Below are 25777 nucleotides of genomic sequence, written 5' to 3' on the forward strand. Positions count from 1 at the left end.
CCAATCCGGAAAAGAGCCACCATGCGCCTTATCGTCGGATACCTCGCCACACCCAGCGGTAAAGACGGGCTGGTCCTCGGGGCCCAGCTCGCGCGCAGTCTCGGCGCGCAACTCGACATCTGCATGGTCCTCCCACCGGATCGGACACTGCCGGCCAAGGTTCCCTCGGAAGCCGGCTACGACGACATCCTCGCCGCGCGTGCACACGACTGGCTCGCCGAGGCGAAAGCGTCGGTGCCCGAGGACATCCAAGTGGAAGTACACCTGAGCTTCCACGAGTCGTTCGCTCAGGGCCTGCTCGACGAAGTGGACCGACTGAATGCGCTCGCGATCGTGGTGGGAGCTTCCGGCGACGGTCTGCTCGGCCGTCACGCGATAGGTTCGGTCTCGACCGAACTGCTTCACTCCGCCCATGTCCCGGTAGCACTGGCGCCTCGAGGAACGCGGAACTCGGCGGCCACTGCGATACGAGAGGTCACCTGTGCACTCGGCACCCGTGTCGGCGCCGACATCGTCTTGAACACCGCCGTGCGCGCCAGCGAACTGATGCAGGTTCCGTTGCGACTGGTCTCACTGGTAGCGCTCGACCCCCAGAACGATCTCCGCGATCATCGCGACACCGCCGAGTCGGCCAGGGAGCGTGCACGAAATCACGCTCAGGACACACTCGACGTCGCAAGAGCCGCGCTCCCCGCGGAGTTCCCCATCGAGGTCATCATTGCCGACGGATCTACCGTGGAATCGGCAGTGCGTCAACTGGACTGGCAGGACGGCGACCTCGTGATGGTCGGTTCCAGCCGTCTCGCGCAGCCCCGCAAACTGTTCCTGGGCTCGACCGCCGCCAAGATGCTGCGCGTACTGCCCGTACCCATGGTCGTAGTGCCCAAGCACGAATTCACCCAGCCGGAGGCACTGTCATGACCAGCACCGAACTGAGTTCCAAAGGCCTCGCCACCGGCAAGATCGGCATGATCTCCGGCGCGGTGCTCGGAATCTCCTCCGTGGCACCGGGTTACACCCTGACGGCCAGCATCGGATTGATCGTCGCCGCGGTCGGTCTCAAGATGCCCGCCATCTTCATCGCCGGCTTCATCCCGATGTTCCTCACCGCGTACGCGTACCGCGAACTGAACTCCGACACTCCTGACTGCGGAGCGTCATTCACGTGGTCCACCAAGGCATTCGGACCGTACGTCGGCTGGATGTGCGGCTGGGGCATGGTGATCGCCACCATCATCGTGCTCTCGAACCTCGCTGCAATTGCCGTCGACTTCTTCTATCTGTTCATCGCGCGGGTGGCCGACAATCCCTCCATCGCCGATCTGCCGGGCAACAAATTTGTCAATGTCGGCACCACACTCGTCTTCATCGCCCTGGCCACGTGGATAGCGAGTCGGGGAATCACTACCAGCGAGCGCGTGCAGTTCGCACTCGTCGGCTTCCAGATGGTGCTGCTGGTCGTCTTCGCCGTCGTTGCACTGGTTCACGTTGGCGCCGGCGACGCCCCGGCCGGATTGTCCTTCGACCTGAGTTGGTTCAACCCGTTCAGCGGACTCGCCATCGGTGCGTTTGTCATCGGACTCACCGGATCGATCTTCGCGTTCTGGGGCTGGGATACCTGTCTCACGCTGGGCGAGGAGTCGAAGAACCCCAAGAAGACCCCCGGCCGCGCCGGTTTGCTCTGTGTCGCAACCATTCTCCTGACCTACCTGCTGGTCGCCGTTGCCGCGATGATGTACGCCGGCGTCGGCGAGGAAGGCCTCGGTCTCGGCAATCCCGACAACTCCGAGAACGTCTTCGGCGCTCTGGCCGACCCGGTCCTGGGCAACTGGGGCGGAATGCTTCTGTTCCTCGCGGTCTTCGTCTCTTCAGTCGCCAGCCTGCAGACCACGTTCCTGCCCGCGGCACGAACCATGCTCGCCATGGGCGCATACGGGGCTTTCCCCAAGAAGCTCGCCGAGGTCTCGCCTCGGTTCCTGGTGCCGTCGTACGCGACCGTCGTGGCAGGCGCGGTAACCGCAGTGTTCTACAGCGTCGTCACGTTCCTGTCCGAAAGTGCTCTGCTCGATACGATCGCCGCACTCGGCATCATGATCTGCTGGTATTATGGCATCACCGCATTCGCGTGCGTGTGGTACTTCCGCAAGACGCTTTTCGAGAGCGTACGAAACTTCGTCTTTCGGCTCGCGTTCCCACTCATCGGTGGCCTCATGCTGCTTGCGGTGTTCGTCATTTCGGTCCAGGAGAGTATGAATCCGGACAATGCCAGCGGAGCATCCATCGGCGGAATCGGCCTGGTCTTCTTCCTCGGCTTCGGGATCCTCATCCTCGGCGCGGTCCTGATGATGGTCATGCGAGTGCGCAATCCCGAGTTCTTCGAGGGCAAGACCCTCAACCGCGACACGGAGGCTCTGCGCGACGAAAACGACCTCAGCGTGTCCTAGGAGACAGTAGATTCGGGGGCCTGCGCGATCAGGCCCGCCATCAACACGCGCAAGCCGAATTCGAAGGCGGCGTCGGCACGTTCGGGATTTTTCCCGGATGTTGCCAACGCCGCCTTCATCGCGTCGTTGGCTTCGGGTCCCGACGCCCACTGGACGTCCGGCGCCGCCAGGTCCAGGGCCGAACCGAGAACAAAACTGTCGACGGTCGTGATCGCGTGCAGTGTTTCGGTCGGGTCGAAGCCACCATCGGCAAATGCCTGCGCCAATGCGTTGTAGAGGGTGAACGCCACACCGGCCTGCACCGTCTGGGCCGTGAAGAGCGGAATCAGACGAGGATGCGCGGCGTAGCTTCGCCGGTACTCGGCTGCCAGCGCCGCGACGGTCTCACTCCAGGTCCCCGAGGCCGACTCGACGTCGATTCCTGCCATCAACTGCGCCCTCATCAGTTCGACGATCTCGGCTCGTCCGGAAACGTGGTTGTAGAGCGAGGACGGTCGAACCTTCAGTCTTGCGGCGAGTCCCGGCATGGTGAAGTCGCCGGATTCGTCCACCGACTCGATCGCTGCCTCGGTGATGATCGCCGGTGAGAGCAGTCGTTGCGATGGCCGCGGCATATGTCCTCCTGTAGTGATCCACACCGTTCGGGGCGCTGCAAAAAACAATTCCTCGAAAGTCCTTGATCAATCAGCGCTCACCCACCATACTTAACGAATCACATTCGTTTTACGTTGAACGTCGAATACCCGAGCACCGAGGAAACCCCATGCAGACGATCACCGCCCTCACCCCACCCGAGTCACCGGCCGCGACTTCGCCGTCCACGTCCACCCCTCTGCGTGTAGGTCTCGTCCAACATCGCTGGCACGAGGACCAAGACGACCTCCACGCTGAATTGAGCGAAGGCATTGCGTCCGCAGCGAAGCTGGGCGCTTCCGTGGTCTTTCTTCCGGAGCTGACGCTCAGCCGCTACCCCGCCTCCACCCCGGCCGGCGACAATCCCGGACGCGCGGCGGAAGACCTGCTCACCGGACCCACTTTCGCCTTCGCCACCAAGGCCGCCGCGGAGAACCAGGTTCTCGTTCACGCGTCGTTGTACGAGCGCAGCGACGCCGAGGACGGCCTGGGCTTCAACACCGCGATCCTGGTCTCGCCCGGGGGTGAACTTCTCGGTCGTACCCGCAAGCTCCACATTCCGGTGACGGCCGGGTACTACGAGGACACGTACTTTCGCGGCGGTCCGTCCGTGGACGCATACCCCGTTCACGAGGCACTCGGCGCCAAGTTCGGACTCCCGACATGCTGGGACGAGTGGTTCCCCGAGGTCGCACGTGCATACTCCCTCGCCGGTGCCCAGGTCTTGGTGTACCCGACGGCGATTGGCTCGGAACCCGATCACCCGAACTTCGACACCCAACCGCTGTGGCAGCAAGTGATCGTCGGAAACGGTATCGCCAACGGCACTTTCATGGTTGTCCCCAATCGCCACGGCAGTGAAGGTCTCATCACCTTCTACGGTTCGTCGTTCATCTCGGACCCGTACGGACGCATCCTCGTTCAGGCTCCGCGCGACGAATCAGCCGTCCTGGTCGCAGATCTCGATCTACAGCACCGTGAAGACTGGCTTGCGCTGTTCCCGTTCCTGGCCACTCGCCGACCCGACACCTACTCGGGCCTGACCGCACCGGTGAACACTGCAGGAGCCAACCGATGACCTGGCGCATGCCCGCGGAAAGTGAGCCGCACGAACGTACCTGGATGGCGTACCCGAGCGCCGGATACTCTCTCGGGGACACCGCGGAAGAACAGCACGAAGCGCGCTCGACGTGGGCGGCCGTCGCCCACGCCGTCGCCGAATTCGAGCCGGTCACCGTCGTCGTCGATCCCGCCGAAGTCGAAGAAGCACGAAAGTACCTGTCCGAGAAGGTCGACATCGTCGAGGCACCTCTCGACGACGCGTGGATGCGCGACATCGGGCCGACGTTCGTCCTGTCCGACGAAGGCCGTCTCGGCGGAGTCGACTGGGTGTTCAACGGCTGGGGTGCACAGGATTGGGCGCAGTGGGACAAGGACTCGAAGATCGGCGCATTTGTCGTCGAACAATCCGGTGCCCAGTTGATCGACTCACCAATCGTCAACGAGGGCGGCGGTATTGCGGTCGACGGTCTCGGCACCGTCTTGGTCACCGAAACCGTCCAACTCGATCCGGGACGAAACCCCGACCTGACGAAGGCCGACATCGAGGCCGAACTCGCCCGCACCATCGGCGCCAAGCACGTGATCTGGCTTCCCCGCGGATTGACTCGCGATCAGGAGACGTACGGAACGCGCGGACACGTCGACATCGTCGCTGCCATCTCTTCCCCCGGAGTGGTACTCGTCCATGACCAACGCAATCCGGTGCACCCCGACTACGCCGTCAGCAAGACGATCATCGAGTTGTTCGAAAGCTCGACGGACGTCGGCGGCCGGCCGTGGAAGGTCATTCGGGTACCTGCGCCCGAGATCCTGCGCGACGACGAGGGATTCGTCGACTACAGCTACATCAACCATCTCGTGGTCAATCGCGGAGTGATCGCCTGCAGCTTCGACGATCCGGCCGACGCCGAAGCGGCCCGGATCCTTGCGGCCGCCTACCCCGGGCGCACCGTCGTCACCGTCGACGCCAGACCACTGTTCGAACGTGGCGGCGGCATCCACTGCATCACCCAGCACCAGCCCGCTGAACAAGACTGACGGCGGCAGAATTAGCGGCGACCTCGCATGTAGTCACTCACGACCGCGGCGCCGAGGCCGTCCAGGTCCGGCGCGATGACGCGTCCACCCACACGGTGCGCCATCCGGTCGACCACCCTGGCCAGACCTGGATCCTCACCGAGGCGGAAGAACGTGACCTTGGCGCCCAGCCTGGCCACCGCGTCGAGTGCTCGAACCGTCAAACCGAGGGTTCGCGCACTCGGCGGGTAGTCGAACCTGGCTTCTCCGTCCGCTTCGAGATGAGCCGTCGGCTCACCGTCGGTGACGATCAGTACCACCGGCTGTGCGTTGGAGTGGCGTCGAAGATGCCTGGCCGCCAACAACAGTGCGTGGTGCAGGTTGGTTCCCTGGTCCCACGCGCCGTCCAAACCAGCGAGCTCCGACGGGCTCAGCACGTGCGCGTGGCGTCCGAAGGCGATCAACTGGAGTTCGTCGCTGCGAAATCGCGTACTCACCAGATGATTGAGTGCCAGAGCGGTGCGCTTCATCGGTACCCAACGCTCTTCCATCACCATCGAGAACGACGTGTCCACCAGGAGAGCAACCGCGGCCTGACTGCGCTGTTCGGTTTCGGCCACCTCGACATCGACGACGCTCAGCCGCACCGGCATTCGGCCCGGGTCACGCAGGACGGCGTTGGTGATGGTTCTCGTGACGTCCCACGGTTCCGTGTCCCCGAATTCCCATTCGCGGGACGCTCCGGTCGGTTCACCCATCGCACCGGCCCGACGCGTATCGCGTTGACCGGTTCGCGACGACAGTTGCCCGGCGACATCGCGCAGAGCAGTCTGCCCGAGCTGTCGCATGGCTTTGGGCGACAAGCGCCATTGACCATCCGGTGCACGATCGAAGAAACCCTGTTCCTGCAAAGCCTTTTCGAGATCGGCCAGGGTGCGAGCATCAGCGGCGGCTTCGTCGCCGAGTTGCCGCGCGAGTAGCTCGGGGTCGATGTCGTCGAGCGCCGCGCCCGCGTATTGCTGCGACAGTTGATCCGCCAAGGATTCCAGCTCGGCGATGTCCTGCAGGGCACCGGTCCCCTCACCCAACCCCATTCCGTTGTCGCCGCGGAACTGTTGCGAACCTTCCCAGTCCTCACCCGGCCGAGCCGCCTGAAGGAACTGGTCGAGTTGACTCAGCTCACTCATCAGGCTCGGATCACCGAACGCCTGCTGCGCCAACGCATCCAACTCGTCACGCTGCTCCTGCGAGAGCGAGTTCCGCAATCGTTGTGCAGCCGCCGCGCGCTGCGCCAAAGAATCCAGAAGTTCCTCGACGTTGCGCGGGTTGTCCGGGAAATACTGCCCGTGCTTGTCCATGAACTCCGCGAACTGCTCCGCAGTGTCGACGCCGCGAGAGTGCGCGTCGAGCAGTTGATTCAGATCAGCCAGCATCTGGCGTATCTGCTCACGATCCTCGTCGGTGGCGCCCTCGAGTGCCTGCTTCATTCCCGAGAAGCGTTGATCGAGAACCTCACGTCCGAGCAGATCACGAATCTTCTCGTAATCCGCGCGAGCCTGTTCGCTGCGCCAGTTGTAGTCGGCCAGATCTTGCACGGCCTGAGCTGTCGACGGCGGTAACTCCTCGATCCGCATTTCGTTGAATCGTGCGTCGTCGTCGAGAGCACGTGCCAGTTCTTTGCGCTCTTCGAGCACCGCCTTGTCGAGAAGCTTACGAACCTCGTCGAGCGTTCCGTCGAGATTGTTGCGGCGTAGCAACTCACGTCGGCGCCGGTTCGCCTGGGCAGCAAGGTCGTCGAGCCCGCGCATGTCCCGGTTGCCTCGGCGCAGGAGCTCTCGGAGGGCATGGCGCGGCGACGTGCCCGACAACACGTCGTCGCCGATTGCTGCCAGGGCCTCGCGCAGATCCACGGGAGGCGCGAGCGGATCGGGACCACCGTCGTAAGGCCCGTACCGCGGATTGTGGATCATCACTGCCCCTTACGAATATACCGAGCGGCCGCCCGGGCCTTGATCTTTGGAGATCCGGCGCGCGAGGTAAAGCCCTTCGAGGGCAAGTTCGGCACCGGCGGCACGCTCGCCGTCGGATTGCGCACCGAGACGTTCGGCTACTTCGTCCAGGACCTCGAGGTCCGGAAGCTCGTCGAGAAATGCCTTGGCCGTGACAGATTCACCGGTGACGATCGTGTTGCCCATCTCCACCGCAGCAACCAGCATCCCCAGGTCGATCCCGCCGAGACGTACCCGAACCGTATCGGCGGTCGCGCGACGCAGCAGGTGCTCGAGCACCTCCAGTTCCCGTCCCTCTTCACCGGATTCGAACTCGACCTTGCCGCGAAGAACCTCGACCACGGACTCGAGATCGACGGGCCGTGCAACAGGATCGGCTTCGCCGAGCACCGCTGCCCGTCGTACCGCGGCGGCACTGACGGTTTCCGCGCCGGCGACGGCAAAGCGTGCCGACACACCCGATCGCTGATCCACCGAGGTGGATTCGCGGAGCAGGCGAGTGAATCTGGCAAGAATTTCGAGAAGGTAGTCGGGCACCTCCGCGGCCAGGTGCGCCTCCTGCTCGATCACCGCGATCTCGCCCGCCAACTCGACGGGGTAGTGAGTACGGATCTCGGCGCCGAAGCGGTCCTTGAGTGGTGTGATGATGCGCCCGCGGTTGGTGTAGTCCTCGGGGTTGGCGCTCGCGACCAGAAGAACGTCCAACGGAAGCCGAAGCGTGTACCCGCGGACCTGGATGTCCCGCTCTTCCATCACGTTGAGCAAAGAGACCTGGATGCGTTCGGCGAGGTCGGGGAGCTCGTTGATGGCCACGATTCCGCGATGCGCGCGAGGCACGAGGCCGAAGTGAATGGTCTCCGGATCGCCGAGGCTCCGGCCTTCGGCAACCTTGACCGGATCGACGTCGCCGATCAGGTCGGCGACCGAGGTATCCGGCGTCGCCAACTTCTCGGAGTACCGCTCGCTGCGGTGGCGCCAGGCGATCGGGAGGTCGTCGCCCAGTTCCTTGGCTCGACGTATCGAAGCCGGGGTGATCGGCTCGTACGGGTGCTCCCCCAGTTCCGAGCCTTCGATGACGGGCGTCCACTCGTCGAGCAGGAGCCCGAGAGTGCGAAGCAGCCTCGTCTTTCCCTGACCTCGTTCGCCGAGCAGAACCACGTCGTGGCCGGCGATCAGCGCCCGCTCGAGTTGCGGGGCGACCGTGTCCTCGAACCCGACTATCCCGGGCCAGGGGTCACGGCCGTCCCGCAACGCGGCGAGAAGATTCTCTCGTAGTTCTTCCTTGACACTTCGCTGTACGTGTCCGGAGGCGCGTAGCTCTCCGAGGGTTTTTGCGACAGTCACCACTCCACGCTACGAGTGTTTTCGGGGTTTCGCCTCTCGCCGAGGAAGTTCGGTCGCTCAGCCCTCGATGTTCTCGGGATTCATCCAGATGATTTCCCAGATGTGGCCATCGGGATCCTGGAAGCTGCGGCTGTACATGAAGCCGTGATCCTGCGTCGCGTTTCCTTCGGAACCGCCGGTCGCGAGCGCCTTGTCGACGAGGGCGTCGACGGCCTCACGGGTCTCGGCCGAGAGACCGAGCAGCGCTTCCGTCGACGTCGAGGTGTCGGCGACGCCCTTGGTGGTGAAGGTCTTGAAGAAGGGCTCGGCCAACAGCATCACGACGATGGTGTCACTGATGACCATCGACGACGCATTCTCGTCGGAGAACTGCGTGTTCTTGGAGTATCCGAGGCCCTCGTAGAAGGTGGTGGCCTTGCCGAGGTCCTTGACGGGCAGGTTGAGGAAGAACATCGGCTGCGGGTTTGTCGCCATGAAAGGTCCTTTCCGAGACTTTGCTGTGCGCCTTTATTAACCGCCGGCGGTTAATAAAGGCGCACAGTAGACCTAAACTCCACCCATGGATACCTGGGTGTTGCCCGCCATGCTCGGCCTCGGACTCGCCGCAGCGTCCGGAATGCGAACCTTCCTGCCGCTGCTGATGCTCAGCGCTGCCGTCCATTTCGAACTGTTCGGGATCACCGTCGGCGAGTCGATGCGGTGGATCGGATCGACCGGCGCGCTGGTCGCATTGGCAATCGCCGCGGTGGTCGAACTGGGTGCCGACCTCATTCCGTTCGTGGACAACGCACTATCGGTGATCGGGAACGTCACCGGACCGATTGCCGGAGTGATCGCCGCCTGGGCGGCCTTCAGCCATCTCGACCCTGCGATGGCCGCGTTGGCGGGCATCATCGTCGGAGCGCCGACGGCGTTGACGTTCAGCGCCGCGCAGACCGGCACTCGCGCGGTCAGTACGGCCACTACCGGTGGGCTGGCAAATCCCGTCGTTTCCGTCATCGAGGATGTGCTGACTTTCTTCACCTCCTTGATCGCGATGATCTTGCCGCTCCTGATCATTCCCCTGCTCGCCGCGCTCTTGTGGTTCAGCTGGCGTGGCTGGCGTCGCGTCCGGAGTCTGCGCACCGCCTGACCGCACCGACCTGGTAGACAAGTCGTCATGTCCGACACCGAGATCTCGTTCCAATCCGGCGACGTCACCCTGTACGGGAGTCTTCGCCTGGCCGCCTCACCCGACGCCCCTGCCCCGGCCGCGCTGATTCTGGCCGGCAGCGGCCCCACCGATCGCAACGGCGACAGCGCCCTCCTCGAAGGCGACATCGGAACTCTGCGGTTCATCGCGGATCTTCTTGAAAAACAAGGGATTTCAAGCCTGCGTTACGACAAGCTCGGCAGTGGCGAAACCGCCCTCGGTGACTACGACATCGAGGACATCGCCGATCTCGGCTTCAACACTTTTGTCGACGCCGCCTCCGACGGACTGGACTACCTCGCCGGGCAACCCGGTGTCGATCCCGAGCGCTTGTTCGTGGTCGGACACAGCGACGGCGCCGTAGTCGCACTGGCTCTCGCCACCGCGAAGGAGGGCGCCAGAGTCAGTGCCCTCGCACTGCTCGAGCCACTGAGCGTCAGACTTCTCGATCTACTCACGACGCAGATTCACCGCCAGCTCGATGCGGTCGTCGGCGCCGGTCAGTTGCCGGTCGAACTGGCTGACGAACTGCGCGTCGCGCTCGCCGATGCCGTCGAGTCGCTGCGATCCGAGGGCACTGTTCCGGATGACCTGCCCGAGCCGCTGCAGAATGCGGGACTCGTACACGCCAACGCCAAGGCACTCGCCGAGGAAGACGCATTGGACCCGGTTGCGCTCGTGGCGGCGCTACCGGCGGGCATGCCCGTTCTCACGAGCTGCTCGGACAAAGACATCCAAGTCATTCCCGCCGATGTCGCGGCACTCGACGCCGCGCTCTCACATACAGCGCTGACTTCCGTGCGGATGCGCAACGCCAACTTCGTACTCAAGGACATCGGCGACGAACAGTCCACCGGGGCCGACTACGTCGCGCCGCTTCCGTACTCGGCAGAGTTCTCGGAGCCCTTCACAGCGTGGGTCCGCTCGTTCTCCTGATCACGTACAGACCGAACGTCCTCTTTTTCAGGTAGAAAGTTCCCTCCGCGAACCATCGCGGAGGGAATTCTGCTTTCTACGCCTGACCTGCAATGAAGACTCTTTCAATCCAGCGAACCTGGGGACAGAAGTCACCCGGAGTTTACGTTCGCGGCGCTTTTTATTGGTGCGAACCCTCGATCCGTGCTGTACGGTCATCCATTAACCAGCAACGCCACACAGAAAGGAACGGACATCATGTCGCTACACCCGCACGTCGTATCCGTACCTTCGTGGCGCAGCTGCACCGCAGACAAGCACATTTTTTCGGCCGCAATGTCGGCCAAGCACATGGGCAACAAGCGCGGTGTACCCCGAGAATGATCCCCAGTTTCACCGGATTATTTCTCGGGCACCCAGGGCAAACGCCTCGGGTGCCTTTTCTTTTACCTTTCACACGCAGGAGCACCACATGAAACTTCGAGTCAACCAACTGTCCATCGCGCCGCCGTATGTCGATCTGCCCGGTGACCTCACCGGATACGCCGTCACCCTGGATCTTTCACACTCCGATGCGGCCCACGAAGCTACCCTCGGCGCATTGATCAGCGAGATCCGCAGTCGCGGAGCCTCACGCGTCGTCATCACCGGCTCACCGCGCGAACTCCAGGGCACCCACAGCAGCGCCGCCTGAAAGACCCGGGCGGCCTGAATGCAGAACGGGCCCCGAACTCCCGTTGAGGAGTCGAGGCCCGCTACCGACGCAGGAGTCAGTGCGCGAAGTGGCGCGCACCGGTCAGATAGAGAGTGACACCGGCTTCCTTGGCTGCGGCAATCACTTCGTTGTCGCGAACCGAACCACCCGGCTGCACAACAGCCTTGACGCCGGCATTGAGCAGCACCTGCAGACCGTCAGGGAACGGGAAGAACGCGTCCGAAGCTGCAACCGAACCTACGACGCGGTCACCGGCTCGCTGAACAGCCAGATGCGCTGCATCGACGCGGTTGACCTGGCCCATACCGACGCCGACGGACGCGCCGCCGGAGGCCAGCAGGATCGCGTTGGACTTCACCGAACGGCTGGCGCGCCAAGCAAATTCGAGGTCAGCGAGAGTCTCGGCATCGGCAGCCTCACCGTTGGCGAGGGTCCAGTTGGCCGGGTTGTCGCCGTCAGCGTCCAGAACGTCGCGCTGCTGGAGCAAGGTACCGCCGGAGATCGGACGCAGTTCGATTCCGGTAGCGGTCGGAGCGGCTGCCTTCAGAACACGAATGTTCTTCTTACGCTGCAGAACCTCGACAGCTCCGTCTTCGTACGAGGGCGCGATGACGACCTCGGTGAAGATGTCGGCGATCTGCTCGGCCAGTTCGACGGTGACCTCGCGGTTGGCAGCGATCACACCACCGAAAGCACTGACCGGATCGCATGCATGCGCCTTGCGGTGGGCGTCGGCGATGTCGGTGCCGATGGCGATGCCACACGGGTTGGCGTGCTTGATGATTGCGACGGCCGGATCAGTGAAGTCGTACGCTGCGCGCCACGCTGCGTCGGAGTCCGTGTAGTTGTTGTACGACATCTCCTTGCCGTGCCACTGCTCCGCCTGAGCCAAACCTGCAGGCGCAGCCGGGTTTTCGTACAGCGCAGCGTCCTGGTGCGGGTTCTCGCCGTAGCGAAGAACTGCGCTGCGGTTCCAGGTAGCACCGACCCAGGCCGGGAACAGCGAACCGTCTTCGTCAGCGGCGATCGTGCTCGTCATCCAGCTCGCAACAGCGACGTCGTACGACGCAGTGTGCTGGAACGCCTGCGCCGCAAGCACAGTGCGCTCACGCAAGGTGAATCCGCCACCGGCAACGGCAGTCAGGACGTCGGCGTAACGAGCCGGATCGACCACGACGGCAACCGACGGATGGTTCTTGGCTGCAGCACGCACCATCGACGGGCCGCCGATGTCGATCTGCTCGACGCACTCGTCCGGGCTAGCGCCCGAGGCAACCGTCTCGGTGAAGGGGTACAGGTTCACGACAACCAATTCGAAGGTCGCGATGCCGAGTTCCTCGAGCTGAGCGAGGTGATCCGGCTTGCGGGTATCGGCGAGAACGCCGGCGTGGACGCGCGGATGCAGCGTCTTCACACGGCCTTCGAGGCATTCCGGGAATCCGGTCAGAGCCTCGACCGGGGTCACGGGGATTCCGGCGTCGGCGATCTTCGACGCGGTCGAACCGGTCGAGACCAACTCGACACCGGCCTCGTGCAGGCCCGTGGCCAGCTCGATCAGACCACTCTTGTCGTAGACGCTGACAAGTGCACGGCGCACAGCCTTGCGTTCACTCACTGGGGATCACGGCCTTTCGTCCATCGGAAACCACTCCGCGCGTAGCAACAGCGGCGATGACGTCCGCCAACAACCGTCGCTCCACAATTTTGATGCGTTCATGCAACGAAGACTCGGTGTCGTCGTCATGCACCGGCACAGCTTCCTGCGCCAAGATCGGCCCGGTATCAACTCCGCCGTCGACGAGATGCACCGTGGAACCGGTGACCTTCACGCCGTACGCCAGAGCGTCGGGAACCGCGTGCGCGCCGGGAAAGGCAGGCAGCAACGCGGGATGAGTGTTGATGATTCGGCCGCCGAAACGCTCGAGAAAGCTGGGGCCGAGGATTTTCATGAAGCCTGCACTGACCACGAGATCGGGCTCGTACTCGGCCACCGCTGCTGTCAGCGCCTCGTCCCAGGCGGCACGATTTTCGTAGGTCTTGATCGAGACCTTGAAGGACGGGATCTTCGAATCCACAGCGTGCTCGGCGGCGAGGCAGTCACGATCTACACCGACGGCAACGATCTCGGCGGGGTATCCCTCGGCATGCGAAGCGTCGATCAGCGAAGTCAGCAGGGTTCCAGCGCCGGAAGCGAGTACGACTACCCGCGCGACCGAGTCGCGAAATTGGACCCTGTCGGGCATTGTCGGCTGCGGATTGTCGGCCGAGGCAGTCAGCGCACTACTCCTGAGAACTGGAAGATGATGCGGCCGGAGTATCGGCCGCATGACAGCCTAGTCGCTGGACTCCTGCGGCTTCGAGGGCAGGTCGGTCTCCGGCTCGGCCCCGGCTGTGGGGTCCGCCTCGGGTGCCGCGACAACCTCCGCGTCGACTACTTCGATCTCGACGGTTTCCTCTGTCACTACCTGCACGGGTTCGCCTGATTCTTCGACAATTTCGGCTTCGACGACCTTGGTCACTACCACCGCAGATTCCTGGGCGAGCACTTCGTCGGCGTTTTCGTCGTCCTCGCCATCCGTTGTGGCCGCGGCCGTGATCGCAAGTTCGGGCTCGGATGCTCGAGCCGGTTCAGCCGTCGGCGGCGCAACCTCGTCCTTCATGTGTCCGCGGTGTGAGAACCACATCGCGAACAGCGCCGAGACGGTTCCGAACAATCCCAGCCACGCAAAAGTCAGAAGACCGAAGCCCCACCACAGGACCTCGACGGTGCCGAACTGCCCGAGGTCTCCCCCCGCAGCAAGGGCAAGCAGAGCCATGACGACGCCGGCACCGGCAGCTGCCGTCAGCACTGCGAGCACACTGTCCTGCCCGGCGATGCGTCGAGCGCAATCACGGCCGAGCATCACACCCACCGCAGCCGGAACGACCAACAGCACCGGCCAGATTCCGCCGGCGACGCCTTCCGGAACCGCTCCGAGAAGGGGCAAGGGTGGCAGATCTCCACCGATGTTGCCGAACACGCTGATGGAGACGTTTCCGAAATCGGCCGTCGATCCCGTCATCACCGCGGCTGCACCGACCACGAGGTTCGGCAGGTAGAGCAGCGACAACACCGTCAATCCCAGCACGCCGACAAACCCGTTGCCTCGTGCGAGTAGGTCACCGACCGTCGACCACGACACGAGTAGTGACACCACGACGGCCACGGCGCCCGCAGCCAGCAGCGCTGCCGACGCGGCCGCGGCCGGACGAACAGCGGCAGATGCCCACGGCGGAATCTCGGCGACGACGCGATCCCAGTGCGCAGCAGCAACACCGACGGACGCGGCGATCAGGTGAATCCCGGCGACCCAGCCGAAAGCGGCCAACGTGTTGGGGCTCGACAGCGGAATTGCCGCGGAGGCGTCGGCGACAACGGCGAGAGCGATTGCCGTGATAGTCAACGGCCCGGCTACTGCCGCCCCCACCAGGCGGAGGGTGTCGTCACGGGAGTCGGTGTGCACCGCAGTCGACGCGCATCGGCGTGCAACCACCCACATCATGACGGCCGTCGGAAGCAATGGCAGTACACCGAGTTGGACGCCGCTGATAGTCGCCGGCACCTGGTGGATGACCAACCAGGTGGTGGCAATGGCGCCGAAGGTTCCGGTCAGGTCGCTGCTCGCCGATACCAAAGTGACCACGACGACAGCCGCGATCAGCAGCATCGTCAGGCCCGACGGTCGGAAGGCGACAGTCAGCAACTTGCGTGCCAGGTCCGGGTTCGGTCCCGGGCGACCGCCGCCGACGCGGCCGCTGCCAGTACGACCACGTCCGGGTCGTGAGGACGTGGGACGGGACCGGGTGCCATCAATCAAAGAACTCATCCCCTCGAGGGTTTCACTCGACAGTGCGCCGCGCACTCAGGCGCGCCGTCGGGCTCACGGAATGTGGCCTCCACCCGCAGCGGGTCGGAGGCCACATTCATGTTCGTGAAACGAAGAAGTACTACTGCTGACGCTCGTCGGGGTTCTGCGAGCCGAAGACCTTGGTCTCGGCCGCGGAATCGCTGCTGCCCTGGTCAGGTTCCGCAGACGGCGTCGGCGCTTCGAAAGTGGGCGGCTCGAAGCCCGTCGGCTGCTCGGTCGAGCCAGTCTGCTGCTGGTTGTACGGCTGGCCGTAACCGCGTGGAGCGGTGAACTGATCCGACGAGTAACTCGGGTTCGGCTGGCCACCGGGCTGAGAGGTCAGCGGATAGTAAGACGACGTCGTCGCGGCCGACGAGTCGGTCTGTCCGGGATTTTGCACCGGGTTCTGCCCGTAGGGAGACGCAGTCTGGCCGTAAGGCGGCTGCGAAGCGGTCGGGTCGACGGGGGCGGCGTGCGCTCCCCCGTATCCCTGCTGCTGCGCCTGCCCGTACTGCGGATTCTGCTGGTACTGGCCCGGCTGCTGAGCCTGCTGAGGCTGGCCGTACTGAGCCTGTCCGTATCCCTGTGGCTGACCTGGCGCCTGCCCCGGCGCCTGGCCCTGGGGCTGGCCGTAAGGCTGCTGCTGACCGTACTGCTGAGCTACCGGTCGGGGCGCGGGCGCCTTCAGAATTCCGATCTCGAACAACAACGCGGCGACTGCGACGACGGTCTGCACGAACGAGAGGATCAGCACGATGATCAGGCCCCAACCGAGGCTGATGTCGACGTAGTCGCTGGTACCGACGGAGAACGCGGCGAACACCAAAGCGAAGAAACCCGTGAGGGTGAGCGCTGCGGCAATGCCTGCATACGACTGCTTCGGGAGCAGCGAGACGCCTGCAACCACACCGCCGGCGAAAACGAATCCGAGGCCGTAGATGCTCGATTCGAAGAAACTCGAACTGGTATCCAGGCCGCTACCGATGCCGCTGCTGCTTCCACTGATCGACGTGAAGGGCGCAAAACCGAGCAGGAAATTGATCAGGCCGAGTGCCGCGACGGCGATGAGCAGGATGAATCCGAGATTCTTGGTTCCACCGCCCGCTGCCGGCTGATTCGGTGGCCCGAAGCTGGGCCCTTGCGGCGTGAACGTCATGACTTCTCCTCGTAGACGGTCTTCGATGGTTACCAGCGTATGTGTCTCGACTTCGCACGCTAACACCGACAGGAGACAATGGGCAGATGCCCTTCACCCTCGCGCCCGGCGCCGACCACGTCGTCGAAACCGAGGTGAAGCACTCACGATTCATCGCCGCGCTTCACCGAGTAGACGACGCCGAAGCCGCCACGGAGTTCGTCGCGGAGCAGAAATCGCTGTATCCCGATGCGCGCCATCATTGTTCGGCTTTCGTGATCGGATACGAGGCGAACTCACGCGTCGAACGTGCACACGACGACGGTGAACCGGGCGGCACTGCCGGGGTGCCGATGCTTCAAGTTCTCAAGTCTCGAGATCTGGTCGATGTGATTGTTGTCGTCACGCGCTATTTCGGCGGAATCAAGCTCGGCGCCGGTGGATTGGTCCGCGCATATTCGGGAGCGGTCTCGGTGGCTCTCGATTCGGCCGAGCTTGTGGCCAGGGAGAGAAAGATCCTGCGCACTTTGGCGATCCGGCACTCAGAGGCCGGTCGGGTGGAAGCGGAGCTGAGAGCGCGGGGCGTCTCGGTGCTCGGAACTACGTATGGATCGAAGGCGGTGATGACGCTCGCCGCCGGTGACGCCGACGATCTCGATTCGATCGTCGCATCCATCACATCCGGTGCGGGGCAGTTGGAACCTGCCGGGTCGATGTGGGTCGATACCACTGTGCGTGGTTAAGGAGTCCGGAGACTCCCTAACCACGCACGGGGGCGAAGCCCCTTACAGGGACTGAAGAATCTCGCGAGCGAGAGCAGCGGTGGCGGACGGCGTCTTGCCGACCTTCACGCCTGCAGCTTCGAGAGCTTCCTGCTTTGCCTGAGCAGTTCCCGAGGAACCGGAGACGATGGCGCCGGCGTGGCCCATGGTCTTGCCTTCGGGAGCGGTGAAGCCTGCCACGTAGCCGACGACCGGCTTGGTGACGTTGGCCTTGATGTAATCGGCTGCACGCTCTTCCGCGTCGCCACCGATTTCACCGATCATCACGATGACCTTGGTCTCGGGATCCTTCTCGAACGCCTCGATGGCGTCGATGTGGGTGGTTCCGATGACCGGGTCGCCGCCGATGCCGATGGCGGTGGAGAAGCCGAAGTCACGGAGTTCGTACATCATCTGGTAGGTCAGGGTGCCCGACTTGGAGACCAGGCCGATGGGGCCGGTGCCTGCAATGTTGGCGGGCGTGATGCCGACGAGGGCCTCACCCGGGGTGATGATGCCGGGGCAGTTCGGTCCGATGATGCGCGTCTTCTTGCCCTTGGACTCGTTGTACGCCCAAGCGTAAGCGGAGTCCTGAACCGGGATGCCCTCGGTGATGACCACGAGGAGCGGGATCTCCGCGTCGATGGCCTCGACGATGGCGTCCTTCGAGAAGGCCGGGGGAACGAATGCGATGGAGACGTCTGCGCCGGTCTCCTTGATTGCCTCTTCGACCGTCGCGAAGACGGGGAGCTCGACAGGGGAACCGTCAGCTGCAACGTGCGAGACCGTGGTGCCGGCCTTGCGAGCGTTGACGCCGCCGACGACCTGGGTGCCGGCCTTGAGCATCAGAGCGGTGTGCTTGGTGCCCTCGCCGCCGGTGATGCCCTGGACGATGACCTTTGAATCCTTGGTGAGGAAGATTGCCATTGTTCTGTGAGTCCCTTACTTCGCTGCGTGAGCGAGTTCGGCGGCCTTGTCGGCGGCCTCGTCCATGGTTGCGACGACCGTGACCAGCGGGTGGTTGGCCTCGGCGAGGATGCGACGACCCTCTTCGACGTTGTTTCCGTCCAGGCGAACGACGAGCGGCTTGTTGGCCTCGTCACCCAGGGTCTTCAGTGCGCCGACGATGCCGTTGGCAACTGCGTCACACGCGGTGATGCCGCCGAAGACGTTGACGAACACGCTCTTGACCTGTGCATCGTTGAGGATGACATCCAGGCCGGCAGCCATGACTGCAGCGGAAGCTCCGCCGCCGATGTCGAGGAAGTTGGCGGGCTTGACGCCACCGTGGTTCTCGCCGGCGTATGCGACGACGTCCAGCGTGGACATGACCAGGCCTGCGCCGTTGCCGATGATTCCGACCTCACCGTCGAGCTTGACGTAGTTGAGGTCGTTTTCCTTGGCCTTGAGCTCGAGGGGATCGGTAGCGTCGCGATCCTCGAATGCCTCGTGGCCGGGCTGACGGAACGCTGCGTTCTCGTCGAGGGTGACCTTGCCGTCGAGGGCGAGGATCTGATCGTCAGGCGTACGAACGAGGGGGTTGACCTCGACGAGGAGTGCGTCTTCGCCGATGAAGACCTCCCACAGCTTCTGGATCGTCACGGCCGCTGCGTCGAGCACCTCTGCGGGCAGCTTTCCTGCCTCGGCGATGCTGCGCGCGAACGCGAGGTCGACGCCCTTGACTGCGTCGACGGGGATCTTGGCGAGAGCGTCGGGGTTCTCCTCGGCGGTGACCTCGATCTCGACGCCACCCTCTACCGAGCACATGGCCAGGTAGGTGCGGTTGGTGCGGTCGAGCAGGAAGGAGATGTAGTACTCCTCGGCAATGTCACTTGCCTCTGCGACCAGCAGCTTCTTGACGACATGGCCCTTGATGTCCAGGCCCAGGATTGCCTCGGCGTTTGCCACTGCGGCATCCACGTCGGGCGAGTACTTGACGCCACCGGCCTTGCCGCGGCCGCCTACCTTGACCTGTGCCTTCACCATCACGGGCTTACCGATTTCTTCGGCAATCTCGCGTGCGCCGGCGACTGTGTCTGTAACACGTCCAGCCGAAGTCGGCACTCCGTGCTTGGCGAAGAGTTCCTTCGCCTGGTATTCGAAGAGATCCATCTGCTCACCGTCTCGTCTGCGTTGTCACCCGCTCGAGGGGTAGGAGCGGGTCTGTTCTGGACTTTAACCAGTTGCCGCGTTCGGTTTGCGCCCGCATTGATGCTATGTGGCCCAAGTCACGCGCAATTGCCCGATGAGGCACGCCTCACCGATTCGGCAAGGTGGCCACACCGAATTTGTCAAGCATCAGTCTCACTGATTCTTGCGCTCGAGAACGCTGCAACGAGAAGCAACACTATGCCCGTGGCCGCTGTGATCGCACCCACCCCCACGGTTGCGTCCGATATGCGCGATGACGTGAGTGGCCACTCACCGACGTACACCAGAGCTGCCACGGCAGATCCGATCAGCAATGCCGCGCCCCGCGACGGCCGCGCGGACGCTGCGATCACAGCGGCGATCACGACGGTGACGCCGACGAGCAGTTGACCCCAGACGTCAATTCCCCACGGCCACTCCAGAACTGAGGCCGCCGTATAGGCGTCGCCCTGATAGAGGGGAAGCGCGGTTCCGATCAGGACAGCGACGGCGCCGATCCCACCGACGATAAGCACCAGCCCTCGCGAACCGCCACCTACCGACGTGTCGACATCCTCACGCTCGGCGCTTCCCGCCAGCCAGACGAGCAGTCCCGTCGCCGCAGCGAGGAAAGCCGCGCCGCAGAGCACGAAGGCACCGGCCCCCAACCCGACGCCCGGTACGTCCGTGGCGATGAAAGCCGACTGCATGACAGCGGCGACTCCCATCACGACCGTGGTCCACAACACGCCGACGGCCGGCCGCACCACCGCGGCGCGGCCCGGGGCGAACAAGCCCAGACCGGCGACCAGCAGTACAGCAGCCGCGAGCAAGACAACTCGAGACGAGAGCATGGACGGTTCGGGGATGTTCTCCGGCAACGACAGGACCGGAAGTGCCACCCCCAGGGCCGCCACTGCTGCGGTGACAACTGCGCCGATACCGGCAACGCGGTGAAGTCTGTTCACCCGCGCTTGCGCCGCCCGGGACTGAGCCACCATCGCCGCTTTCAGCGCACCCTTTGTCGTCTTCGCGGGTGCGCGAACCACACTTTCAGCGGGAATCGCATCTCTTTCACGCCTGGATGCGAGGTAGGGAGCTGAAACTCCGATCACGGCGATGACCACGGCGGCCAGCGCCCCGACCACCGATCCCGAACCGACGCCGATCCGATCGCCGGCCGCGAACCCAGCCATCACCCTGGTTCCACTGACTGCGAGTGCGCCGAGACCGACACCGATCAGGGCGCCGCAGCCCACCGGTAGCGAGATGGACGTCAATGCCGCCGCGACCGCAACGAGTACCGCGACGCCGACCAATCCCGTACCGACGGCGGTGGCCGCCGCCGAGTCGACGAGCGGTTTGACCAGAAAGATCGGATCCTGCGAACTGAAGGAAGGACCGAACAGGGAGAGCACGAACACCACCGCGGCCAGAATCAGCAGCGCTGTCGGCCACCCACCGATCCGCCCGCCAACCGATCGCCCGTCGAATTCCGCGGCGCGAGCGCTGCCGTATCCGTCCCGCTCCGATTCACGATGGACGACCATGAAGCCGAGGACACCGGACACCACAAGAAGTCCGTGGCCCGCGAGCGCGAGATAAGCGCCCGGACCCGCATCGATCGAACCCGCCGAAATCGGACGGAAAAGGTCCAAGCGGTTTGCATCGATTGCGTCGACGAACAACTGAACGTCGAGGATCGCCGCGCCGAGGGACACCGCGCCGATACCTGCCAGGAGTCCACCTGCGAAGGCGGGCCTGCGCCCCGAGGTGAGCACCGCAACCAGCGGCACGACGATCGTGCAGACGGCAGCGAAGAGAGCGGCGGAAGCAAGAGCCCCCGTCGTGTCGACCCCGCGGCCACTCCCGACTCCGACGACGGGACTGGCTGCCACTCCGACGGCACCGAGCAGTCCGATTACCGCCGCGAGTGGCGCCCCGGACTTCACTCCGGGGTCGTCGATACGCGCCTGCGACGTAGTTCCAGGTGTTGTGGACACTCGATCGACGGTAGTGCCTGAATGGACCGGTGATCCGGTTGTGACACGCGCGATCACGAAACGAGATGATTCGTCCGTTTTGCCCGGATCGACATATTCCCAGGTCAAGCTGTGAGGCACGTCACATAATCGGACAGGTTTCCGCTACGGCTTGCGCCCATCGCAATCATTTCGTTACCGTCAGTCGGTCTAAGTCACGGGCTGATCACGAACTCGAGGAGAGAACCGGCATATGCATCACCGCAGCCAGTTCACCGCTAGTAGGTTCTCGAACTCAGCTCCAGACGAGGTCACGACCACTTATCCAACGCACTCGGCCAGGCGTTACACCGAGACCAAAAGTTCTGAGATCTCTACCGATATGTTCACTCGAAATTCATCCTCCACGTCGTCAGATTCCGACTCTCACGAGTTCGTCGAGTCCGACGTGATCAGCACCCCCACTTACGCCTCCTCCGCACCGACAGTCGATGTCGAATCTCCGGTTCGCCGCAGCGGTGCTCACCGACTCCCCACCCCTCCCTCCGCTCTCAAGGGCCGCGCCGCCGTTCTGGCAGTTGCAGCCGGCGCGGTTGTCGCCGCGGGCCAGGCAGTTGTCAACGACGGTTCCTCTTCTGCCGCCGACCACTCGGAAGTTGCACTCGCCAACGAGTCCTCCGCGATCGGTACCACCGCAGAACCGCAGGCCGCTCAGTTCGCTCCGGCCACCTCCACGGCAGCCACCACCGAGGCCGACGCTCCGCAGGTCCTCAACGTCGCAGCGCCGACCGACCTCTCCCAGTTCAGCAACCTGCTTGCCAAGGGCCAGCGTTTCAGTGACGAGCGCGCAGCACGCGAAGCCGCTGCCCGTCGCCCGCTGTTCGTCCTGCCGGCAGTGGGCACGTTCACGTCCAACTTCGGCACCCGCTGGGGCACCCTGCACGCCGGCGTCGACATCGCCGCCCCGATCGGGACGCCCATCGTCGCGGTCGCCGACGGCAAGGTCATCGATTCAGGTCCGGCTTCCGGGTTCGGCATGTGGGTACGCCTACAGCACGCAGACGGAACGATCACCGTCTACGGCCACATCGACACGTCCACCGTCACGGTTGGTCAGCAGGTCATGGCCGGCGACCAGATCGCCACTGTCGGCAACCGCGGCTTCTCCACCGGCCCGCACCTTCACTTCGAGGTTCATCTCGCCGGCGAGAACAAGATCGATCCCCTCCCCTGGCTCGCCTCACGCGGCATCAGCCTCGGCGTCGAGCAGGACTGATCGCAAGCCCAACGCTTCTGATGAAAAACTTCCGGCCCGCACCTTTCCAGGTACGGGCCGGAAGTTTTTGCCTGTCTTCTACAGCTTGACCATCGGCACACCGCCGATGAGCATCAACCGCACCTTGCCCGCGCTACCGAAGTCGATGGTGACCGTCGCGGTGGGGCCAGTGCCCTTGGTTTCCAACACGGTGCCCAGACCGTACTTGTCGTGACTGACGCGGTCACCCGTGGCGAGGACCAGAACGTTGTTGCGGCCACGCGCGGCCCCGAAACTGGGAGTCGACGCGGCCTTGCCGGACCCTCCCCCGTAGTTCTGCCCGCCGCCGTATCCCTGGCCGCCCTGGCTGCCGTAGCGGCTTCCGCTGCCGTAACCCGGCCTGCCGCTTCCGAATCCGCCACCGGTGCCCGGATCCTCACGGCGCCAGTTGATCAGGTCCTCCGGGATCTCCTGGATGAACCGCGACGCCGGGTTCTGGATCGGTTGCCCCCACGCCGAACGCATGATCGCGCGCGTCAGGTACAGGCGCTGCCTGGCACGGGTGATGCCGACGTAAGCAAGTCGACGCTCTTCGGACAGCTCCGCCGGATCGCCGAGGGCGCGCATGTGCGGGAACTGCCCGTCCTCCCAACCGGTGACGAAGACGACCGGGAACTCGAGGCCCTTGGCGGTGTGAAGCGTCATCATGGTCACGACGCCGTCGTCGGAGTCCGGCAGTTGATCGGCGTCGGCGACAAGCGATACCCGTTCGAGGAAGGCGGCAAGCGAACCCGGATCGGGTTCACCTTCACGCATTGCTGCGGTTTCCTCGTCGTCCGGATCGATCAGCCCGGCCGCGTTTCGCGCGTCGGAACTGAATTCCCTTGCCACGCTGACGAGTTCGTTCAAGTTGTCGAGTCGCGCGCCATCCTGCGGATCGCTGCTCGCCGCAAGCTCGGCGCGGTAGCCGGTGCGCTCGAGCACCGCCTCGGCAACCTCACCGATGTCACCGAGCTCGAACGGTTCGTCCTCGTCGGCGGCCGCTGTCGGTAGCAGGGCCCGCAGCCCGTCCATCATCTCGAGGAACGACGCGATGGCCTTCTGTGACCGCGTATTGAGCAGCGCCACTTTGCCTTCCGCGCCGTCACGGAGAGCGGCGGCGAAGCTGATGTTGCGATGCTCGGAGTGCACGGCGACGCAGGCTTCGGCTCGATCACCGATACCGCGTCGGGGCGTGTTGAGAATGCGTCGCAGGCTCACGGTGTCGTCCTCGTTGGCGAGGACGCGCAGATACGCGACGATGTCCCGAACTTCCTTGCGCTCGTAGAAGCGAACGCCGCCGACCACCTTGTACGGCACTCCGAGTCGAATGAAGATCTCCTCGAGCGCGCGCGAGGAGTTGTTGGTCCGGTAGAACACCGCGATGTCGGCGAACTTGGTCTCGCCCTGGTCCACCAGCCGATCGATCTCCGAGGCGACAAACGATGCTTCGTCGTGCTCGTTGTCTGCAACGTAGCCGACGATCAGTTCGCCTTCACCCGAATCGGTCCACAGACGCTTTTCTCGTCGGCCGGTGTTCTTGGAAATCACGGAGTTGGCCGCAGACAGAATGTTCTGCGTCGAACGGTAGTTCTGTTCGAGAAGGATGGTCCGAGCATCCGGGTAGTCGCGTTCGAACTCTTCGATGTTGCGGATAGTGGCTCCGCGGAACGCGTAGATCGACTGATCGGCGTCACCGACGACGCACAGTTCGGCCGGGGCAACGGCGTGGTCGGACTCGCCGGCTCCACCGACCAGTTCACGCACAAGCATGTATTGCGCGTGGTTGGTGTCCTGGTACTCGTCGACGAGCACGTGACGGAAGCGGCGGCGGTAGTACTCGGCGATCTGTGGAAACGCCTGAAGAAGCGCGACGGTCTCACCGATGAGATCGTCGAAGTCGAGTGCGTTCGCCGCACGCAGCCGCTGTTGGTAGTGGCCGTAGACCTTGGCGATCAGTCGCGGAAGTTCGGCCGGATCCTGATCGGCTGCGACAACCGCCTCTTCCGGTCCGACGAGTTCGTTCTTCAGGTTGGAGATGTGAGTGGCGAGAAGCCGCGCGGAGAATCGTTTGGTGTCGAGCTCGAGGTCCTTCGAGATCATCGTCAGCAGTCGACGCGAATCGTCGGAATCGTAGATCGAGAAATTCGAGTTCAAACCGGGTAGGAGCGCCGCCTGTGCTCGCAGAATCCGCACGCAACTGGAGTGGAACGTCGATACCCACATGGCGTTGGCACGCGGTCCGACAAGAGCTGCCACACGCTCGCGCATCTCGGCCGCAGCCTTGTTGGTGAACGTGATGGCCAGGATCTGACCGGGGGTGACACCCCGTTCGGCCAACAGATAGGCGATGCGACGCGTCAGCACTGCAGTCTTGCCCGAGCCGGCTCCCGCGACTATCAGCAACGGCGAACCGGCATGGACCACGGCCTCGCGCTGTTGCGGGTTGAGACCCTCGAGGAGGGCGTCCGAACCCGCGTCGTGTCCCCGCGCGCCGCCCCCGTCGTGCTGGGAATGTCCGTCGTGCTCACCGAGTGCTGGGTACGTGTTCATCGCCTGTCCACGCTACCGGCGTCCACCGACACGGTCGTCAGTGCGTCCACCTGCTGGTAGAGGCACTTGGATTACCTGTGTCGAGCATGGCAAACTGGACGCTATGTTCAGCATTTCCGTTCGCGACAACACGGCCGACCCCGTCGGCCCGCTGTGGCGTTACTTTACGTGCCCCGGACCTCGGTGCACGTGATCTGAACAGCTCACCCGCCCCTGGTCCGAATCGGATCCGGGGCATTTTCGTCAGTGTGCCTGGATCGGTAACGACCCGAGCCGAGACCACGATCCACGCAGTAGGAAGAGGAGACGAATAGCAATGAGCACCCAGGCTGCAGCCCCCCATGGAAATACTGTCGATACTGTAAAAACTGCTCCGACAGACGTCGAGATCCCCCAGAGTGAGGCGGAGATCGACGAACTACGGAAAGAAATCGACCGTCTCGACGCCGAGATCCTCGCGGCCATCAAACGCCGCTCCGAGGTCTCCCAGATCATCGGCCGTACCCGGATGGCATCGGGTGGTCCGCGTCTGGTGCACAGCCGCGAGATGAAGGTCCTCGAACGATTCAACGAGCTGGGCCAGGAAGGCCACACTCTCGCGATGCTGCTCCTGCGCCTGGGCCGCGGACGCCTGGGCCACTAGCGCACACCCAGATCACTTGCGAACGGCCACATCGGATGCCTCTGGCAGTCCCGATGTGGCC

General features: G+C 63.9%; 22 protein-coding genes. 10 read left to right on the forward strand and 12 right to left on the reverse strand.

Going from position 1 to position 25777, the window contains the following annotated elements; translation table 11 throughout:
* The first annotated feature begins 21 nt into the window (after positions 1-21).
* Positions 22-921 carry a universal stress protein gene (locus KTR60_RS21100; protein ID WP_064074030.1) on the forward strand — a complete coding sequence of 300 codons (900 nt, stop codon included), beginning with the start codon at positions 22-24 and terminating at the stop codon, positions 919-921.
* The gene (locus tag KTR60_RS21105; protein WP_003946397.1) at positions 918-2444 is read left to right on the forward strand and encodes an APC family permease; all 1527 of its coding nucleotides are present in this window, start codon (positions 918-920) and stop codon (positions 2442-2444) included. Before KTR60_RS21100 ends, KTR60_RS21105 begins: the two co-directional genes overlap by 4 nt.
* Here KTR60_RS21105 and KTR60_RS21110 read toward each other — a convergent pair.
* Positions 2441-3058, reverse strand: coding sequence for a TetR/AcrR family transcriptional regulator C-terminal domain-containing protein (locus tag KTR60_RS21110; protein ID WP_030536334.1), 618 nt, complete (start codon positions 3056-3058; stop codon positions 2441-2443). The genes KTR60_RS21105 and KTR60_RS21110 overlap by 4 nt on opposite strands.
* A gap of 149 nt (positions 3059-3207) precedes the next feature.
* Between KTR60_RS21110 and KTR60_RS21115 the strand changes: the two genes are divergently transcribed.
* Both KTR60_RS21115 and KTR60_RS21120 read left to right on the forward strand, forming a co-directional pair.
* Complete coding sequence (locus KTR60_RS21115) at positions 3208-4155, forward strand: nitrilase-related carbon-nitrogen hydrolase (RefSeq protein ID WP_228401225.1); 948 nt, start codon at positions 3208-3210, stop codon at positions 4153-4155.
* Entirely contained in the window at positions 4152-5177 is a 1026-nt protein-coding gene (locus KTR60_RS21120) for an agmatine deiminase family protein (RefSeq protein ID WP_042449028.1), read from the forward strand. The genes KTR60_RS21115 and KTR60_RS21120 overlap by 4 nt, the downstream gene beginning before the upstream one ends.
* Before the next feature lie 11 nt (positions 5178-5188).
* Here KTR60_RS21120 and KTR60_RS21125 read toward each other — a convergent pair whose 3' ends face one another.
* From KTR60_RS21125 to KTR60_RS21135, 3 genes are read right to left on the reverse strand one after another with little or no spacing between them, the layout of a single operon-like run.
* Positions 5189-7126 carry a VWA domain-containing protein gene (locus tag KTR60_RS21125; protein WP_042449031.1) on the reverse strand — a complete coding sequence of 646 codons (1938 nt, stop codon included), beginning with the start codon at positions 7124-7126 and terminating at the stop codon, positions 5189-5191.
* A gap of 9 nt (positions 7127-7135) precedes the next feature.
* The gene (locus tag KTR60_RS21130) at positions 7136-8512 is read right to left on the reverse strand and encodes an ATP-binding protein (RefSeq protein ID WP_102999408.1); all 1377 of its coding nucleotides are present in this window, start codon (positions 8510-8512) and stop codon (positions 7136-7138) included.
* A gap of 54 nt (positions 8513-8566) precedes the next feature.
* Positions 8567-8983, reverse strand: coding sequence for a VOC family protein (locus KTR60_RS21135; protein ID WP_228401226.1), 417 nt, complete (start codon positions 8981-8983; stop codon positions 8567-8569).
* 85 nt (positions 8984-9068) lie between these two features.
* On the opposite strand from KTR60_RS21135, the gene KTR60_RS21140 reads away from it, so the two are divergent.
* From KTR60_RS21140 to KTR60_RS21150, 3 genes are all read left to right on the forward strand, one after another.
* Positions 9069-9641: a DUF4126 domain-containing protein gene (locus KTR60_RS21140; protein ID WP_007727593.1), complete on the forward strand. Its 573-nt coding sequence runs from the start codon at positions 9069-9071 to the stop codon at positions 9639-9641.
* A 27-nt stretch (positions 9642-9668) separates the two neighbouring features.
* A complete protein-coding gene (locus tag KTR60_RS21145; protein ID WP_003946348.1) occupies positions 9669-10637 on the forward strand; it encodes an alpha/beta hydrolase family protein in 969 nt (322 codons plus the stop codon).
* 451 nt (positions 10638-11088) lie between these two features.
* The gene (locus tag KTR60_RS21150; RefSeq protein ID WP_003946391.1) at positions 11089-11310 is read left to right on the forward strand and encodes a hypothetical protein; all 222 of its coding nucleotides are present in this window, start codon (positions 11089-11091) and stop codon (positions 11308-11310) included.
* Positions 11311-11386: 76 nt separating this feature from the next.
* Here the strand turns inward: KTR60_RS21150 and purH are convergent, their stop codons facing one another.
* From purH to KTR60_RS21170, 4 genes are all read right to left on the reverse strand, one after another.
* Positions 11387-12946, reverse strand: coding sequence for a bifunctional phosphoribosylaminoimidazolecarboxamide formyltransferase/IMP cyclohydrolase (gene purH, locus KTR60_RS21155; RefSeq protein ID WP_228401227.1), 1560 nt, complete (start codon positions 12944-12946; stop codon positions 11387-11389).
* A complete protein-coding gene (purN, locus tag KTR60_RS21160; RefSeq protein ID WP_081558239.1) occupies positions 12939-13658 on the reverse strand; it encodes a phosphoribosylglycinamide formyltransferase in 720 nt (239 codons plus the stop codon). Before purN ends, purH begins: the two co-directional genes overlap by 8 nt.
* Positions 13659-13664: 6 nt before the next feature.
* Positions 13665-15197 (reverse strand): DUF6350 family protein, encoded by a 1533-nt coding sequence (locus KTR60_RS21165; RefSeq protein ID WP_052959976.1) that lies wholly within the window; start codon positions 15195-15197, stop codon positions 13665-13667.
* Positions 15198-15318: 121 nt separating this feature from the next.
* Positions 15319-16374: a DUF5336 domain-containing protein gene (locus tag KTR60_RS21170; protein WP_042921326.1), complete on the reverse strand. Its 1056-nt coding sequence runs from the start codon at positions 16372-16374 to the stop codon at positions 15319-15321.
* A gap of 86 nt (positions 16375-16460) precedes the next feature.
* Between KTR60_RS21170 and KTR60_RS21175 the strand changes: the two genes are divergently transcribed.
* Positions 16461-17096: an IMPACT family protein gene (locus KTR60_RS21175; protein ID WP_058037877.1), complete on the forward strand. Its 636-nt coding sequence runs from the start codon at positions 16461-16463 to the stop codon at positions 17094-17096.
* Between the two features lie 42 nt (positions 17097-17138).
* On the opposite strand, the gene sucD is transcribed toward KTR60_RS21175, so the two are convergent.
* The 3 genes from sucD to KTR60_RS21190 form a co-directional block, all read right to left on the reverse strand.
* Complete coding sequence (gene sucD / locus KTR60_RS21180; protein WP_003946432.1) at positions 17139-18041, reverse strand: succinate--CoA ligase subunit alpha; 903 nt, start codon at positions 18039-18041, stop codon at positions 17139-17141.
* Positions 18042-18056: 15 nt separating this feature from the next.
* Positions 18057-19226, reverse strand: coding sequence for an ADP-forming succinate--CoA ligase subunit beta (gene sucC, locus KTR60_RS21185; RefSeq protein ID WP_003946426.1), 1170 nt, complete (start codon positions 19224-19226; stop codon positions 18057-18059).
* A gap of 179 nt (positions 19227-19405) precedes the next feature.
* On the reverse strand, positions 19406-21247 hold the full coding sequence (locus KTR60_RS21190) for a hypothetical protein (RefSeq protein WP_228401229.1): 1842 nt from the start codon (positions 21245-21247) through the stop codon (positions 19406-19408).
* Between the two features lie 232 nt (positions 21248-21479).
* Here KTR60_RS21190 and KTR60_RS21195 point away from each other — a divergent pair, with 232 nt between their 5' ends.
* Positions 21480-22502 carry a M23 family metallopeptidase gene (locus KTR60_RS21195; RefSeq protein WP_030534879.1) on the forward strand — a complete coding sequence of 341 codons (1023 nt, stop codon included), beginning with the start codon at positions 21480-21482 and terminating at the stop codon, positions 22500-22502.
* A gap of 78 nt (positions 22503-22580) precedes the next feature.
* Here KTR60_RS21195 and pcrA read toward each other — a convergent pair whose 3' ends face one another.
* Entirely contained in the window at positions 22581-25073 is a 2493-nt protein-coding gene (pcrA, locus tag KTR60_RS21200; RefSeq protein WP_003946394.1) for a DNA helicase PcrA, read from the reverse strand.
* Positions 25074-25389: 316 nt separating this feature from the next.
* Between pcrA and KTR60_RS21205 the strand changes: the two genes are divergently transcribed.
* Positions 25390-25716 carry a chorismate mutase gene (locus tag KTR60_RS21205; protein ID WP_003946362.1) on the forward strand — a complete coding sequence of 109 codons (327 nt, stop codon included), beginning with the start codon at positions 25390-25392 and terminating at the stop codon, positions 25714-25716.
* The last annotated feature ends 61 nt before the right edge of the window (positions 25717-25777 follow it).

The organism is Rhodococcus sp. C1, assembly GCF_020809065.1.
Classification (GTDB): Bacteria; Actinomycetota; Actinomycetes; order Mycobacteriales; family Mycobacteriaceae; genus Rhodococcus_F; species Rhodococcus_F qingshengii.